General features: G+C 65.7%; 12 protein-coding genes. 6 read left to right on the top strand and 6 right to left on the bottom strand.

The features are described from left to right. Nucleotides 1–104: 104 nt before the first annotated feature. Nucleotides 105–1,892: a monovalent cation:proton antiporter-2 (CPA2) family protein gene (locus tag PRtIB026_RS03575; RefSeq protein WP_203649045.1), complete on the top strand. Its 1,788-nt coding sequence runs from the start codon at nucleotides 105–107 to the stop codon at nucleotides 1,890–1,892. A 3-nt stretch (nucleotides 1,893–1,895) separates the two neighbouring features. Here PRtIB026_RS03575 and PRtIB026_RS03570 read toward each other — a convergent pair whose 3' ends face one another. Continuing rightward, nucleotides 1,896–2,174 carry a HigA family addiction module antitoxin gene (locus tag PRtIB026_RS03570; protein WP_062359945.1) on the bottom strand — a complete coding sequence of 93 codons (279 nt, stop codon included), beginning with the start codon at nucleotides 2,172–2,174 and terminating at the stop codon, nucleotides 1,896–1,898. A 492-nt stretch (nucleotides 2,175–2,666) separates the two neighbouring features. On the opposite strand from PRtIB026_RS03570, the gene PRtIB026_RS03565 reads away from it, so the two are divergent. After that, nucleotides 2,667–2,951 carry a DUF6124 family protein gene (locus PRtIB026_RS03565; protein ID WP_028688634.1) on the top strand — a complete coding sequence of 95 codons (285 nt, stop codon included), beginning with the start codon at nucleotides 2,667–2,669 and terminating at the stop codon, nucleotides 2,949–2,951. 90 nt (nucleotides 2,952–3,041) lie between these two features. Then, the gene (locus tag PRtIB026_RS03560; RefSeq protein WP_203649047.1) at nucleotides 3,042–3,953 is read left to right on the top strand and encodes a LysR substrate-binding domain-containing protein; all 912 of its coding nucleotides are present in this window, start codon (nucleotides 3,042–3,044) and stop codon (nucleotides 3,951–3,953) included. Nucleotides 3,954–4,084: 131 nt separating this feature from the next. Here the strand turns inward: PRtIB026_RS03560 and PRtIB026_RS03555 are convergent, their stop codons facing one another. The 3 genes from PRtIB026_RS03555 to ycaC all read right to left on the bottom strand — a co-directional run bounded on the left by PRtIB026_RS03555 (nucleotide 4,085) and on the right by ycaC (nucleotide 7,435). Beyond that, nucleotides 4,085–6,055: an amidohydrolase gene (locus PRtIB026_RS03555; RefSeq protein WP_203649050.1), complete on the bottom strand. Its 1,971-nt coding sequence runs from the start codon at nucleotides 6,053–6,055 to the stop codon at nucleotides 4,085–4,087. Nucleotides 6,056–6,121: 66 nt separating this feature from the next. Beyond that, nucleotides 6,122–6,688 (bottom strand): antibiotic biosynthesis monooxygenase, encoded by a 567-nt coding sequence (locus PRtIB026_RS03550; RefSeq protein ID WP_203649053.1) that lies wholly within the window; start codon nucleotides 6,686–6,688, stop codon nucleotides 6,122–6,124. 117 nt (nucleotides 6,689–6,805) lie between these two features. After that, nucleotides 6,806–7,435 (bottom strand): isochorismate family cysteine hydrolase YcaC, encoded by a 630-nt coding sequence (gene ycaC, locus PRtIB026_RS03545; protein WP_110735958.1) that lies wholly within the window; start codon nucleotides 7,433–7,435, stop codon nucleotides 6,806–6,808. Nucleotides 7,436–7,750: 315 nt separating this feature from the next. Between ycaC and PRtIB026_RS03540 the strand changes: the two genes are divergently transcribed. Then, nucleotides 7,751–9,178, top strand: coding sequence for a mechanosensitive ion channel family protein (locus tag PRtIB026_RS03540; RefSeq protein ID WP_203649056.1), 1,428 nt, complete (start codon nucleotides 7,751–7,753; stop codon nucleotides 9,176–9,178). A 149-nt stretch (nucleotides 9,179–9,327) separates the two neighbouring features. On the opposite strand, the gene PRtIB026_RS03535 is transcribed toward PRtIB026_RS03540, so the two are convergent. Next, entirely contained in the window at nucleotides 9,328–10,614 is a 1,287-nt protein-coding gene (locus PRtIB026_RS03535; RefSeq protein ID WP_203649059.1) for an NAD(P)/FAD-dependent oxidoreductase, read from the bottom strand. A 147-nt stretch (nucleotides 10,615–10,761) separates the two neighbouring features. Further along, entirely contained in the window at nucleotides 10,762–12,252 is a 1,491-nt protein-coding gene (locus PRtIB026_RS03530) for an aldehyde dehydrogenase family protein (RefSeq protein ID WP_203649062.1), read from the bottom strand. A gap of 136 nt (nucleotides 12,253–12,388) precedes the next feature. On the opposite strand from PRtIB026_RS03530, the gene PRtIB026_RS03525 reads away from it, so the two are divergent. Together PRtIB026_RS03525 and PRtIB026_RS03520 are read left to right on the top strand one after the other, a co-directional pair. Further along, complete coding sequence (locus PRtIB026_RS03525; RefSeq protein ID WP_050703230.1) at nucleotides 12,389–13,279, top strand: LysR family transcriptional regulator; 891 nt, start codon at nucleotides 12,389–12,391, stop codon at nucleotides 13,277–13,279. Nucleotides 13,280–13,504: 225 nt separating this feature from the next. Then, entirely contained in the window at nucleotides 13,505–14,890 is a 1,386-nt protein-coding gene (locus PRtIB026_RS03520) for a VOC family protein (protein WP_232855488.1), read from the top strand. The last annotated feature ends 57 nt before the right edge of the window (nucleotides 14,891–14,947 follow it).

The raw sequence follows: 14,947 nt of genomic DNA, 5'->3' as shown, positions 1-14,947 counted from the left end.
GGATTGTCCTGTTTCCCTCCCGGCCCGAAAATGCCCGCCTCTTTCATCGATGGCATAAGCTGTTGCATCAAACGCTGCCGCACGCAGTTCAAGGAGTCCAAGCAATGCCACACGAAGGCAGCCTTCTACAAACCGCCGTCATCTTCCTCCTCGCCGCCGTGGTCGCCGTGCCCCTGGCCAAGCGCCTGCAACTGGGCGCCGTGCTCGGCTACCTGCTGGCCGGCGTGGCCATCGGCCCGCAGGCCCTGGGGCTGATCCGCGACACCGAGAGCGTCGCGCACATCTCCGAGCTGGGCGTTGTCCTACTGCTGTTCATCATCGGCCTGGAGCTGTCGCCCCGGCGCCTGTGGCTGATGCGCAAGTCGGTGTTCGGCGTCGGCACCGCGCAGGTGGTCCTGACCGGCGCGGCGCTCGGCGCCATCGCCCTGTTCGGTTTCAGCCAAAGCCTGCCGGCGGCCATCGTGCTCGGCCTGGGCCTGGCGCTGTCGTCCACCGCCCTGGGCCTGCAGAGCCTGGCCGAGAGCAAGCAGCTCAACGCGCCCCACGGCCGCCTGGCCTTCGCCATCCTGCTGTTCCAGGACATCGCCGCGATCCCACTGATCGCCCTGGTGCCGCTGCTGGCCGCCAGCGGCCCGGACACCAGCCAAGGCGACAGCTTCGAGCATGGCCTGAAGGTATTCGCCAGCATCGCCATCGTCATCGTCGGCGGCCGCTACCTGCTGCGCCCGCTGTTTCGCACCGTTGCCCGCACCGGCCTGCCGGAGGTGTCCACCGCCACCGCGCTGCTGGTGGTGATCGGCACTGCCTGGCTGATGGAGGAAGCCGGTATTTCCATGGCCCTGGGCGCCTTCCTCGCCGGCCTGTTGCTGGCCGACTCCGAATACCGCCACGAACTGGAAGCGCAGATCGAACCGTTCAAGGGCCTGCTGCTGGGGCTGTTCTTCATCAGCGTCGGCATGGGCGCCAACCTGCGCCTGCTGTTGGAAATGCCGCTGGTGCTGCTGGGCATGACCATGCTGTTGATCGCGGTGAAGCTGGTGCTGCTGATCGGCGTCGGCCGCATCGCCGGGGGCCTCAACAGTGCCAGCGCGCTGCGCCTGGGCATGGTGCTGGCCGCCGGTGGCGAATTTGCCTTCGTGGTGTTCAAGCTGGGCAAGGACCAGGGCCTGTTCGACACCCTGACCTACGACCTGCTGCTGATGACCATCACCCTGTCGATGGCCCTAACCCCGCTGCTGATGATCGGCTGCGCCCGCGCCCTCAAGCGTCCGCAACCCGCCCGGGAAGTGCCCGAGCAGTACAAGCAGATCGACGCCGGCACGCCACGGGTGGTGATCGTCGGCATGGGCCGCATGGGCCAGATCGTGGCGCGCATCCTGCGGGCGCAGAAGATCCCCTTCGTCGCCCTGGAAACCTCAGTGGACACCATCGAGATGACCCGCATGTTCGAGCAGGTGCCGGTGTTCTACGGCGACCCATCGCGCACCGAGGTGCTGCATGCGGCCAAGGTCGGCGAAGCCGAGTACGTGATCATCACCATCGATGACCCCGAGGCCGCCACCCGCACGGCCGAGCGGGTCAAGCGCCTGTACCCGCACCTGAAGGTCATTGCCCGGGCGCGCAACCGCCAGCATGTGCACAAGCTGGTGGACGTGGGCGCCGAGCCGATTCGCGAGACCTACCATTCCAGCCTGGAGATGAGCCGGCGCGCACTGGTCGGGCTGGGGCTGACGGAAGCGCAGGCGGCGGATCGCATCGCCCGCTTCACCGAGCATGACGAGCAGGTGTTGGAGGCCCAGGGGCATGTGCGCGACGACCGGGCCAAGGTGATGCAGACGGCGAAGGAGGCGCGGGTGGAGCTGGAGCGGTTGTTTGCGTCGGATGAGGATTGACGCTCAGGCGAACGCCAGCCGCTCGATAGGTGGATGCTCGCGGTGCGCGGCCTGCCACAGGTCGTAGGCCGCCTGCTCGGCCAGGTACTGACGGGCACTGCCAAGACCGGCCAGTTCGAGGCGATAGGCCAGGTCGGCTGAAATGGCTGCATGGCCGTTGAGCACTGTGGATAACTGACCACGTGAATAGCCCAGGTGGCGGGCCAGGGAGGAGACGTTCATGCCGATGGCGGGCAGGACGTCTTCGCGCAGGGCTTCGCCGGGGTGGGGTGGGTTGTGCATAGTTGTCACTTCGTCTTGAAATCTTGGGGCTGCTACGCCAGTTCTCGCCACTGGATAGCAACTGGTTTCGCGCTCGCCTGAAACCATACAACAGCGGCAGTGCAGATCAACCGAGAAGCTTCCGACAAGCTCGAAGGAACGTGTTCAAAAAACGCTCGAATCTGCTGAGCTCAGCCATGTCCTACGTGATCTGAAAACCTTTCCTACTGAGCAGCCTACAGCCCAAGAAATACCCTACAAAGTCTGTCGATACCCTTCTGATTGTCCGGGGAAATCATGCCCTCTAGGCTGACCGGGTCGCTGTCGGTTCAGCGATCGGGCGTGGAAACCCGGCTGGTTGGTTATCGGATTATCTGTCGTAACGGCAGCTGTACGCGGGAGGCCGTAAGGCCTGCCGGGGTTCTCCGATAACCTGGTTTTCCACCCCGTGTACAGCCGCCACCCTTCGCGTGGAAACGGACGGTGCCGGTCAATTTCTATCGGAGTTTGACCATGAAGAAAATCGTCCCCGACCCACCCCTCCCCGACACCCGCCACCACCCCTTCGGCAAATGCGACGCCGGCCACCCACCGCTGTTCGCAGTAAACCCCAATATCAACGCCCACGACGCCCTGGTGCATGTCGCCGAGTACCTGCGCAGTGCCTACAACGTCGGCTACAAGGCGCTGGAGCATATGGATGAAACCGGCAGGAGCCTGTTGTGGGCCAGCCTGCATGGCATCGAGATGGCCGAAGGCCTGACGGAAGCGATGCTGGAGGGAATCGAGTCGTCCTGAGCGACATTGGCTTGAAGGGAGTTGGATGAGGGCCACCGTCGCCCGGTAGACTGCGAGCCATTGTCCCCGGCGCGCTGCGGAGATCGCCCCTTGGAAGACCTCAACTCCCTCTACTACTTCACCCAGGTGGTCGAGCACGGTGGCTTCGCCCCGGCCGGGCGGGCGCTGGACATGCCCAAGTCCAAGCTCAGCCGGCGCATCGCCGACCTGGAGGAGCGCCTCGGCGTGCGCCTGCTGCACCGCACCAGCCGGCACTGCTCGCTGACCGAGATCGGCCAGGCCTACTACAACCGCTGCCTGGCCATGCGCGTGGAGGCCGAGGGCGCCGCCGAGATCATCGAGCGCAACCGCAGCGAGCCACGCGGGCTGGTGCGCATCAGCTGCCCGACCACCCTGCTCAACTCCTGGGTCGGGCCGATGCTGACCCGCTATATGCTCAAGTATCCGCAGGTGGAGCTGTTCATCGAGAGCACCAACCGCCGCGTCGATCTGCTGCATGAGGGCTTCGACGTGGCGCTACGGGTGCGCTTCCCGCCGTTGGAGAATACCGACATGGTGATGAAGGTGCTGAGCAACAGCACCCAGTGCCTGGTCGGCCACCCGTCGTTTCTCGAACAGCTTGCACAAGGCTTTGACCCGCAGCAACTCAGTGAGCTACCTAGCGTGCATTGGGGTGGCGCCCAGCGTGAATACCAGTGGGAGCTGTTCCAGGGTGAGGACATGAGTCGCAGCCTGGTGATCCCGCACAAACCACGGATGGTCACCGATGACCTGTTCGCGCTGCGGCATTTCGTGGTGGCGGGCGTGGGAATCGCGCACCTGCCCAGGGTGGCGGTGCGCGAGGACCTGGCGGCGGGGCGGCTGGTGGAGATGCTGCCGGACTGGCATCCGCGTTGCGGCATCGTGCATGCGATCTTCCCGTCGCGGCGCGGGTTGCTGCCGTCGGTGCGGTCGTTGATCGATCATCTGGCGGAGGAGTTCGCCATCAGCGACATGGCTTAGATACTGGGGCTGCGTTGCAGCCCTTTCCGGCCGGTCCGACGCCTCGGCAAGGCCGCTCCTACATGGGAATGCGCTCGCCTGTAGGAGCGGCCTTGTGCCGCGAAAGGGCCGCAAAGCGGCCCCTGGCCCACTCAGAAGGCGAAGCAGGAACAACCCAACGCACCCCAGAAGCCCTGGTAATCACTCACCGGCACACTGGAATGCCGCGCCTTCTCATGGCTGTGGGCATGCACCCCGCACGGCCCAACGCACTGGTGCAACGCCGCCGCCATCGGCGCACCGGCGCGCCAGTGCCCCGGCACCTTGGCCACCGGCGACCACTCCGGCAACACCGGCACCTGCGCAGGGCCCAGCTTGTCGAACTCGGCGGCGCCGTACACCACCTTGCCGTCGACGATGGTCAGCACCGACTCGATGCCCTTGATCGCCTCTTCATCAACGCTGAAGAAGTCCAGCGACAGCGCCGCCAGGTCCGCAAGCTGGCCGACCTTGATCTGCCCCTTCTTGCCCTGCTCGCTGGAGAACCAGGCGCTGCCATGGGTGAACAGCTGCAGCGCGGTCTCGCGGCTCAGGCCTTCCGGATACAGTTCCAGCCCGCCGACGGTCTTGCCGCTGACCATCCAGTACAGCGAAGTCCACGGGTTGTAGCTGGACACCCGGGTAGCGTCGGTGCCCGCCCCCACCGGCACGCCCATGTCGAGCATGCGCTTGATCGGTGGGGTGTGTTCGGCGGCCTTGGCGCCATAACGGTCGACGAAATACTCACCCTGGAAGGCCATGCGGTCCTGGATGGCGATGCCACCGCCCAGTGCCCGGACCCGCTCGATGTTTTGCGGGGTGATGGTTTCGGCATGGTCGAAGAACCACGGCAGGCCATTGAACGGGATGTCGCGGTTGACCTTCTCGAATACGTCGAGCATGCGCGAGATCGACTCGTCGTAGGTGGCGTGCAGGCGGAACGGCCAGCGCTGCTCGACCAGGTGACGCACCACCGGCTCCAGCTCCTGCTCCATGGTCTGCGGCAGGTCCGGGCGTGGTTCGAGGAAGTCCTCGAAGTCGGCGGCGGAGAACACCAGCATCTCGCCGGCGCCGTTGTGGCGGAAGAAGTCGTTGCCGTCGCCCGGCTTGACCTTCTGCGTCCAGTTCTTGAAGTCGGCCAGTTCTTCCTTGGGCTTCTGGGTAAACAGGTTGTAGGCGATGCGCACGGTCAGCTGGTCGTTATTGGCCAGCTCCTGGATCACCTGGTAGTCGTCCGGGTAGTTCTGGTAGCCGCCGCCGGCATCGATGGCGCTGGTCAGACCCAAGCGGTTGAGCTCGCGCATGAACTGGCGGGTGGAGTTGACCTGGTACTCCAGCGGCAGCTTCGGCCCCTTGGCCAGGGTGGCGTAGAGAATGGTGGCGTTGGGCCGGGCGATGAGCATGCCGGTGGGATTGCCGAACTTGTCGCGCTGGATCTCGCCACCCGGGGGATTGGGCGTGTCCTTGCTGTAGCCCACTGCCCTGAGCGCGGCACGGTTGAGCAGCGCGCGGTCGTAGAGGTGCAGCAGGAACACCGGGGTGTCCGGCGCGGCCTGGTTGATCTCTTCCAGCGTGGGCATGCGTTTCTCGGCGAACTGGAACTCGTTCCAGCCACCGACCACGCGCACCCACTGCGGGGTCGGCGTGCGCTCGGCCTGGTCCTTGAGCATGCGCAGGGCGTCGGCCAGCGACGGCACGCCTTCCCAGCGCAGTTCGAGGTTGTAGTTCAGGCCGCCGCGGATCAGGTGCAGGTGCGAGTCGTTAAGGCCGGGGATCACCGTGCGCTGCTTGAGATCGATGATCTGCGTGGCGGTCCCCTTGTGGGCCATGGCTTCGGCGTCGCTGCCCACGGCGAGGAACTTGCCGTCCTTGATGGCGACGGCGCTGGCGGTGGGCTTCTCGCGGTCAACGGTGTGCAACTTGCCATTGAACAAGATGAGGTCGGCGTTCATGGGATCTCCTGAAAGGGCGGCATGGGCGGAATCGGTGAACGGCAATGCGCTCCACAGCGCGCCGGCGGCACCGAGCACGGTGCTGGTGGCGAGAAACTTGCGGCGGCTCTGGTCGGTAGGGTCCTGGCTCATGGTGCTCTCCGTCCGGGTGGGTGATCGGCAGGCGGTTGAAGGCTAGCAATGGATCACGGCGGGCGCTCAGCGGCGCAACCAGCCGGCGCAGCGGCGGGTCACCCAGGGCATGATGTAGAACACCACGGGCAAGATGACGAACAGGTTGGTGATCAAGTTGCCGGTGATCTGGCCACCCAGCAGCGGATAGCGGGCAAACAGCGGCGCCAGCAGCTGGGGAATGACCAGGGTCATCGGGCAGATCACCAGGTAGGTCAGCAGGGCCTGTTTCCAGCGCGGTGGTTGCGCGGCGCCGACGCTGGGCGGGGTGAACCAGAATTCCGGGTCATCGTGCACCTGGGTCTGGTCGCCGTCTTCCAACAGTGGCAGCACTTCACTGATCAGCGCCTGACGCTCGGCAGAGTTGACCCAGGCCTGCAGCAGGCCGGCGTCGGCGAAGCGCACCACGGTGGTGAAGTGGCGACCGCCGTCGTCCGGGCGGATGACATTGACGTCCAGATGACCGGGCTGCTGGCGAGCGGTAGTCACGGCGCGCTTGAGCCAGGTTTCGTAGTGCACCAGCGCCTGGGCACGGACCTTGTGCTGGATCACCAGCGTGACGACGCTGCGGTTGCCTTCGGTTGCGGTGTTCATCGCTGACATTCCCTGGAGATGAGCTGGCCTGCATCCACTGTGCAACAGCAGACGAGCGCTGGATTGGATGGGTGTGCTGCCTTGCCTGGCACCTCGCGGTGCCAGGCTGGCGGCGGCTTACTTGCCGGCGGTCAGGGCGTTGTAGCTGGTGATCAGGTTGCGGTAGTCCGGGATGTGGTTGGAGAACAGCGCGGCCAGCCCTTCGACGTCGTTGCGCCAGTCGCGGTGCAGCTCACAGGCGACGCCGAACCAGGTCATCAGTTGCGCGCCGGCCTGGCTCATGCGGTCGTGGGCAGCATCGCGGGTCATTTCGTTGAAGGTGCCGGAAGCATCGGTGACCACGAACACCTCGAACTCTTCTTCCAGGGCCGCCAGCGCCGGGAAGGCCACGCACACTTCGGTCACCACGCCGGCGATGATCAGCTGCTTCTTGCCGGTGGCCTTCACCGCCTTGACGAAGTCTTCGTTGTCCCAGGCGTTGATCTGGCCGGGGCGAGCGATGTACGGGGCATCCGGGAACAGTTCCTTGAGTTCCGGCACCAGCGGGCCGTTGGGGCCTTGCTCGAAGCTGGTGGTGAGGATGGTCGGCAGGTTGAAGTACTTGGCCAGGTCCGCCAGGGCCAGCACGTTGTTCTTGAAGCGGTCCGGCTCGATGTCGCGGACCAGGGACAGCAGGCCGGCCTGGTGGTCGACCAGCAGTACGGCGGCGTCGTCTTTGTTCAGGCGGTTGTATTTGAAGTTGTTCATTGCCGGTGCTCCTTGGGTTTCGATCTTCAGTGGGGTGGGTGTTTCGCGTTGATGGGAGAAGATTAAAACCTGGACCTTTGTGGCGGTAGATAGCGAAATTTGGCTGTAGCGTTCTATTTTATGAACGATTGGGCGTGCTGGCTTCTTCGCGGGTAAACCCGCTCCCACAGGGATCGCACAGGCCTTGAAGGTGGCGAAGAACCTGTGGGAGCGGGTTTACCCGCGAAGAGGCCATCAGCACTATCGCCACCCCATTGCCTGCCACCCCAACCTGCTCTATTACTACCCACAGCCCTCCCCCGCACCGAGACCACCATGCTGGCGTTCATCCAGTCATACCCGCTGTTGCTCGGCACCTTGCTGATCCTGCTCGACCTGCTGCTCTGGCAGTTGATCCCGCTGCACCACCGGGCCTGGCGTATCGCCACGCGGCTGGTGTGCTTCCTGCTGTTCAGCGCGGTGCTGCTGACGGCGGGCATGAGCCCGCTGCAACCCCCGCCCTGGGCCGACGATGTCTCGCGCAACCTGATGGCCACGGTGCTGGCGATCGGCTGGTGGCTGTTCGGCGCGCGCACGGTGACGGTGGTGTTCGGCCTGTTGCTGGTGGCACGCGGCAGCCACGGCGGGCGCCTGCTGCAGGATGTGGTCGGGGCGCTGATCTTCCTGGTCGCGGCGGTGGCGGCGGCGGCCTATGTGATGCAACTGCCGGTCAAGGGCCTGCTGGCGACCTCCGGGGTGATGGCCATCGTCATCGGCCTGGCGTTGCAGAGCACCCTGGCCGACGTGTTCTCCGGCATCGTGCTGAACACCACGCGGCCCTACCAGATCGGCGACGCGATCTCGATCGACGGCACCGAGGGCAAGGTGGTCGACATCGACTGGCGGGCCACCCGCCTGATCACCGGCAACAGCAGCCTGGCGGTGATCCCCAACTCGGTGGCGGCCAAGGCCAAGATCCTCAATTTCAGCCGCCCGGCCGAGGTGCATGGGGTGTCGATCAGCGTGGTGGTGCCGGCCAAGGTGCGTCCGCAGCGGGTGTTCGATGCGCTGGAAAAGACCCTGCAAGGCACCAGCATCCTGCTCGACAAGCCGGCGCCCAAGGTCACGGTGAAGGCTTCGAGCCTGGAGTCGGTGGAGTACGAGGCCAGTGGCTTCATCGCCGAGATGTCGCGCAAGACCGAGGTGCGCAACCAGCTGTTCGACCTGGCCCACCGCCACCTGGAAGCCAGCGGCGTGACCTGGAATACCGAGCTCGGCGCCCCCGTGCGCAGCCGCCAGCGCGAGCTGCTGGAGGAAGTGCGGGTGTTCCGCTCACTGAGCAACGAAGAGCGCGATGCCCTGAGCCAGCGCATGACCACGGTGGAGTACCTGGCCGACCAGGTCATCCTCGGCATCGGCGAGCGCTCGGAGCATGTGCTGCTGATCAGCCGTGGCGTGGTGCTGGCCTCGGTGCGCGACGGCGAGCGGTTGATCGAAGGCGGGCGCATGGGGCCTGGGGAGGTGCTGGGGCTGGAGGGGCTGGTGGACGACGAGGCGTCTCCGGTCGAGTTCCGCGCCCTGAGCGGCTGCATGCTCTATCGGATTGACAAGGAACAGGTGCGCGGTTGCCTGACCGAGAGCGGGGATGTGAAGTCGGCGCTGACCAAGCTGCAGCGGTTCCGCCGGCAGAAGCGCGAGTCACTGCTGCTGCAGAAGCCGGCGGCAGTGAAGAAAGGTGGGTTCCTGAGCTGGCTGCACAAGTAGCCAAGCACCGCCATCCCCCTGTAGGAGCGGCCTTGTGCCGCGAAAGGGCTGCGAAGCGGCCCCAGGGTTTCAGCGTTGAAGCAAGAATCGCTTGGGCCGCTTTGCGGCCCTTTCGCGGCACAAGGCCGCTCCTACAGGTGCGCCAGTACCTACAGCACCACCCGCAGACACTGCCCTGCGTGATACAGCGAGAACCCCGATTCATAGAACGCCGTGCGCAAGGACGGCGCGCTCACCGGTCTCATCGGCGAGAACGGAATCGGCAGGCTGTCCGGATCATCCTTAAGCAGAAACTCGGCAAACGCCCGGCCGATCACCGTGCCGGTGGTGTTGCCGCGCCCGTTGTAGCCGGTCACCGCCACCAACCCCGGCGCCGGTTCGAACAGGCGCATCAGGTGGTCCGGGGTGAAGTCGATGCAACCGGTCCAGTGCATCTCCCACTCGACCTTGCCCAGCGCCGGGTAGTAGTGGCTCTGGATACGGTCGGCCCAGCTGCGCACGAACCACGCCGGCTTGTTGTCGACCCGGCCGAGGCTGCCGAGCAGCAGGCGGCCCTGGTCGTCGCGGCGGATGCTGCTGAGCACGGTGCGGGTGTCCCACGAGCCCTGGCCATGGGGCAGGACCTTGTCGGCGGCGGCGCCGTGCAGGGGCTTGGAGGCGACCTGGTAGTAATAGCCGCGGAAGAAGTGCTTCTGCAGGTTGCTCCAGTCGCCTTCGGTGTAGGCGCCAGTGGAAATCACCACCTTGTCGGCGCGCACCGCGCCGCGCGCAGTCTTCACTCGCCAGGCATCGCCGTCGCGCTCCAGCCCTTCGACCGAGGACTGCTGGAACAGCTTGCCGCCCAGCCGGTTCACGGCGGCGGCCAGGCCTTGTGTATAGCCCATGGGGTTGATGGTGCCAGCGCGGCGGTCGAGCAGCGCGGCGGAAATCTTGTCGGTACCGCAATATTCCTGGCATTGCGCGCCGGTCAGCAGCTCGACGTCGGCGCCGCGCCGGGTCCATTGCTGGTGGCGGGCCTCAAGGTCGGCGATGCCGGTGGCGTTGTGCGCCATGTGCAAGGTGCCCTGGTGCCGGGCCTGGCAGTCGATGCCCAGCCGTTCGATCATGGCGAACACTTCACCCGGGGCCTCGCCGAGCACCTTGTTCAGGCGGCTGCCCTGCTTGTGGCCGAGGGTGGCCTCGACGTCGTCGGGGCGGATCCAGGTGCCGGCGTTGACCAGGCCGACGTTGCGCCCGGAGCCGCCGTGGCCAATCTTCCAGGCTTCCAGCAGGATCACCGACTTGCCCTGCTCCAGCAGGTGGATCGCCGCCGACAGGCCGGTAATGCCGCCGCCGATCACGCAGACATCGGCCTTGTGCTCGCCGGCCAGGGCCTGTGCGGCGACGGTCGACTGGGTGACGTGTTCCCACAGACATTCTTGACGCAGTTCGGACATGGCCCGGCTCCAGCTGTTGTTCTTCTTGCCCATGGGGCCGCTGCGCGGCCCTTTCGCGGCACAAGGCCGCTCCTACAAGGAAGCGCGTTGCCTTTGTAGGAGCGGCCTTGTGCCGCGAAACGGGGGCAAAGCCCCCGCCTGCGATCATCAGTCGAACACGATACCCTGCGCCAGCGGCAGTTCCCGCGAATAGTTCACGGTATTAGTCTGCCGACGCATATAACCCTTCCACGCATCCGACCCGGACTCACGCCCGCCCCCGGTCTCCTTCTCACCCCCGAACGCCCCGCCGATCTCCGCGCCGCTGGTGCCGATATTGACGTTGGCGATGCCGCAATCGCTGCCCGAGGCGCTCTGGAAACGCTCGGCCTCACGGATGTCGGTGGTGAAAATGCACGACGACAGGCCTTGCGGCACCTCGTTGTTCAGGCGCAGGGCCTCTTCGAAGTCGTCGTAGGCCACCACGTAGAGGATCGGTGCGAAGGTCTCGTGGCGAACCACGTCGCTCTGGGCCGGCATCTCGGCAATGGCCGGCGACACGTAGTAGGCGTTCGGATACTGCTCGGCCAGCTGGCGCTCGCCACCGAACACCTGGCCGCCCTCGTCGCGGGCCTTGGCCAGCGCGCCCTGCATGGAATCAAACGACTGCTTGTCGATCAGCGGGCCGACCAGGTTGTCCTTGCGCGGGTCGCCGATGCGCACCTTGGCGTAGGCGGCTTTGACCCGGGCGACCACTTCGTCCTTGATTGAACGGTGGACGATCAGGCGGCGCAGGGTGGTGCAGCGCTGGCCGGCGGTGCCGACCGCTGAGAACAGGATGCCGCGCACGGCCAGGTCGAGGTCGGCGCTCGGGGCCAGGATCATGGCGTTGTTGCCGCCCAGCTCGAGGATGCTGCGCCCGAATCGCGCGGCGACCCGCGGGCCGACTTCACGGCCCATGCGGGTGCTGCCGGTGGCGCTGACCAGCGGCACACGTGGGTCGTCGACCAGGGCTTCGCCTGCTTCGCGGCCACCGATCACCAGTTGCGCCAGGCCAGCCGGCGCATCGCCGAAGGCTTTCACGGCCTTGTCGAACAGTGCCTGGCAGGCCAGGGCGGTCAGCGGAGTCTTCTCGGACGGTTTCCACACCACGGCGTTACCGGCCACCAGCGCCAGCGCGGTGTTCCACGCCCATACCGCCACCGGGAAGTTGAAGGCGCTGATCACCCCCACTACACCCAGCGGGTGCCAGGTTTCACGCATGTGGTGGCCCGGGCGCTCGGAGGCGATGGTCAGGCCGTACAGCTGGCGCGACAGGCCGACGGCGAAGTCGCAGATGTCGATCATTTCCTGCACTTCGCCCAGGCCTTCCTGGGTGATCTTGCCGGCTTCGATGGAGACCAATTCACCGAGGTCGGCCTTGTGCTCGCGCAGCACCTCGCCAAACAGGCGCACCAGTTCGCCGCGACGCGGGGCCGGCACGCTGCGCCAGGTTTCGAAGGCCTGTTGCGCCTGGTCGATGCGGGCAATGGTGTCGGCCTTGCCGAGCAGCTTCACCGAAGCGATGCGGCTGCCGTCGATCGGGGTATGAACAGGGTAGTCGCCCTGGGTGTGAGCCGCGGCGGCAACGCCAAGACGCTCGAGCAGTGCAGCAACCATTGTGCTTCTCCTTTCATCGGGTGAAGGGGTGGAAAAGGATGTGGGTCAGTATTAATCCGATTACACAGGTGCAACAAACGACCTTTATTCCGCATATCATTCCGCCAGGTAATGATTTCAGCCGCCGAGACCGCTTATGTCCAAACGCCTGGTTCCGTCCATGACCGCCCTGCAGTGCTTCGAGGCCGCAGCCCGCCACCTGAGCTTCACCCGTGCCGCCGAGGAGCTGCACCTGACCCAGAGCGCGGTGAGCAAGCAGGTGGCGCAGCTCGAGGAGATGCTGCGCCACCACCTGTTCCTGCGCATCCGCCGACGCCTGCAACTGACCCCCGCCGGCAGCCTGTACCTGGCCGAGGTGAACAAGATCCTCACCCAGGTGGACATGTCCAGCCGCTATGTCCTGAGCTATGGCTCGCAGACCGAAGTATTGAAGGTAGCCACTCAACCGAGTTTCGGCGTGCGCTGGCTGATTCCGCACCTAAAAGGCTTCGGCAAGCGCCACCCGAATATCCACCTGGATATCCGCAACGAAATGGAGCCGTTCGCCCTGTTGCAGGGGTCGGCCGACGTGGTGTTCTTCTATGGCCAGGGTACCTGGCCCGGGGCGACCTGCGTCGAGCTGTTCGGCGAAGAGGTGGTGCCGGTGTGCGCGCCGGAGCTGTTGCAAGGGCGCACACTGCCTGACGCGGGTGCGGTGGCGGAGCTGGTATTGCTGCAGAGCACCTCGCGCCCGGAGGCCTGGCACGCGTGGTTCCTGGAGCAAGGGCTGCACACCGACAACAGCTACCACGGGCCGCGCTTCGACACCTTCTACATGGCCTTGAGCGCGGCGCAGGCTGGGTGCGGGGTGGCGCTGGTGCCGCGTTACCTGGTGGCCCGGGAGCTGGCCGAGGGCAGCCTGGTGCTGGCCTGGGACCATGCAATGAAGAGCAATGGCGCGCATTACCTGGCGTATGCCGAGCATGCGGCGGAGGTGCCGAAGGTGCGGGCGTTGGTGGAGTGGGTTCGGGAACAACTGCAGGCTTGAGATCGCCGGGGCCGCTTTGCGGCCCTTTCGCGGCACAAGGCCGCTCCTACATGGGAACGCGCTCGCCTGTAGGAGCGGCCTTGTGCCGCGAAAGGGCTGCAAAGCAGCCCCATGGCCCTCAAGGTCGATCAAAAAAGGAATGAAACCCGCACTTTTTTTCGCTTGTACGCCGGCTCCATTCCCAGTTTTCATGTAAGTGTCCTCCACTCACCCAGGAAGCTTGCGATGCCCGCCCACGATTTCGTCAGCCCCGACAGCATCCGCGCGCAGTTCTCTGCCGCCATGTCGCTCATGTACAAGCAGGAAGTCCCCCTGTACGGCACGCTGCTCGAGCTGGTGAGTGAGACCAACCAGCAGGTCATGGCCGCACAGCCCAAGGTGGCCGAGGCCTTGCGCTGGACCGGCGAGATCGAACGCCTCGACCAGGAGCGCCACGGCGCCATCCGCGTGGGCACCGCCGAGGAACTGGCCACCATCGCCCGCCTGTTCGCGGTGATGGGCATGCAGCCGGTCGGCTACTACGACCTGAGCTCGGCTGGCGTACCGGTGCACTCCACCGCATTTCGCGCCGTGCACGAACAGTCGCTGCACATCAGCCCGTTCCGCGTGTTCACCTCGCTGCTGCGCCTGGAGCTGATCGACAACCCGCAACTGCGCGCACTGGCCCAGGGCATCCTGGAGAAACGGCAGATCTTCACCCCCCGCGTACTCGAACTGATCGCCCAATGCGAACGCGACGGCGGCCTGGGCGCGAGCGATGCCGAGACCTTCGTCCAGGAGGCGCTGCACACCTTCCGCTGGCACCAGGACGCCACGGTCAGCGCCGAGCAGTACCAACAGTTGCACGACCAGCACCGGCTGATTGCCGACGTAGTGGCATTCAAAGGCCCGCATATCAACCACCTGACCCCGCGCACCCTGGACATCGACGCGATCCAGCTCGGCATGCCGGCCAAGGGCATCCCGCCCAAAGCCGTGATCGAAGGGCCGCCCACCCGGCGCCAGCCGATCCTGCTGCGCCAGACCAGCTTCAAGGCCCTGCAGGAAAAGGTCGCCTTCAGCGATGCCCAGGGCAGCCACACGGCGCGCTTCGGCGAGATCGAACAGCGCGGCGCGGCGCTGACGCCCAAGGGGCGCCAGCTGTACGACCGTCTTCTGGATGCGACCCGCGCAGCCCTGGGCGGCGCGCCGGCGGAGGCCAATGCCGAGCGATACAGGGCGCTGCTTGCGGAGCACTTCGCCGCGTTTCCGGATGACCTGGCGCAGATGCGCGAGCAGGGGCTGGCGTACTTCCGCTACTTCGCCACCGAGAAAGGCCTGGCCGAGCGTGGGCAACAGGATCGCCCGACCACCCTGCAGGGGTTGATCGACGCCGGGCACGTGCATTTCGAGGCGCTGGTGTACGAGGATTTCCTGCCGGTGAGCGCGGCGGGGATCTTCCAGTCCAACCTGGGGGATGATGGGCAGGCCGACTATGGCAGCAACGCCAACCGCGAGGCCTTCGAGCAGGCGCTGGGGTTGCAGGTGCAGGATGAGCTGGCGCTGTATGCGCAGAGCGAGCGCAGGTCGTTGCAGGCGTGTGCGCAGGCGTTGGGTCTGGGGACTCTGTAGGGTTTGAAACTGCTGGGGCCGCTTCGCGGCCCTTTCGCGGCACAAGGCCGCTCCTAC

The organism is Pseudomonas sp. RtIB026 (assembly GCF_016861355.2).
GTDB lineage: Bacteria > Pseudomonadota > Gammaproteobacteria > Pseudomonadales > Pseudomonadaceae > Aquipseudomonas > Aquipseudomonas peradeniyensis.
This window is presented reverse-complemented; position numbering and strand designations above follow the sequence as displayed.

Excerpts from the sequence above, each read along its gene's own strand:
- PRtIB026_RS03520 (WP_232855488.1), top strand. The coding sequence starts at position 13,505 with ATGCCCGCCCACGATTTCGTCAGCCCCGACAGCATCCGCGCGCAGTTC.
- PRtIB026_RS03575 (WP_203649045.1), top strand. The coding sequence starts at position 105 with ATGCCACACGAAGGCAGCCTTCTACAAACCGCCGTCATCTTCCTCCTC.
- PRtIB026_RS03555 (WP_203649050.1), bottom strand. The coding sequence starts at position 6,055 with ATGAGCCAGGACCCTACCGACCAGAGCCGCCGCAAGTTTCTCGCCACC.
- PRtIB026_RS03540 (WP_203649056.1), top strand. The coding sequence starts at position 7,751 with ATGCTGGCGTTCATCCAGTCATACCCGCTGTTGCTCGGCACCTTGCTG.
- PRtIB026_RS03535 (WP_203649059.1), bottom strand. The coding sequence starts at position 10,614 with ATGTCCGAACTGCGTCAAGAATGTCTGTGGGAACACGTCACCCAGTCG.
- ycaC (WP_110735958.1), bottom strand. The coding sequence starts at position 7,435 with ATGAACAACTTCAAATACAACCGCCTGAACAAAGACGACGCCGCCGTA.
- PRtIB026_RS03525 (WP_050703230.1), top strand. The coding sequence starts at position 12,389 with ATGTCCAAACGCCTGGTTCCGTCCATGACCGCCCTGCAGTGCTTCGAG.
- PRtIB026_RS03550 (WP_203649053.1), bottom strand. The coding sequence starts at position 6,688 with ATGAACACCGCAACCGAAGGCAACCGCAGCGTCGTCACGCTGGTGATC.
- PRtIB026_RS03530 (WP_203649062.1), bottom strand. The coding sequence starts at position 12,252 with ATGGTTGCTGCACTGCTCGAGCGTCTTGGCGTTGCCGCCGCGGCTCAC.
- PRtIB026_RS03565 (WP_028688634.1), top strand. The coding sequence starts at position 2,667 with ATGAAGAAAATCGTCCCCGACCCACCCCTCCCCGACACCCGCCACCAC.
- PRtIB026_RS03570 (WP_062359945.1), bottom strand. The coding sequence starts at position 2,174 with ATGCACAACCCACCCCACCCCGGCGAAGCCCTGCGCGAAGACGTCCTG.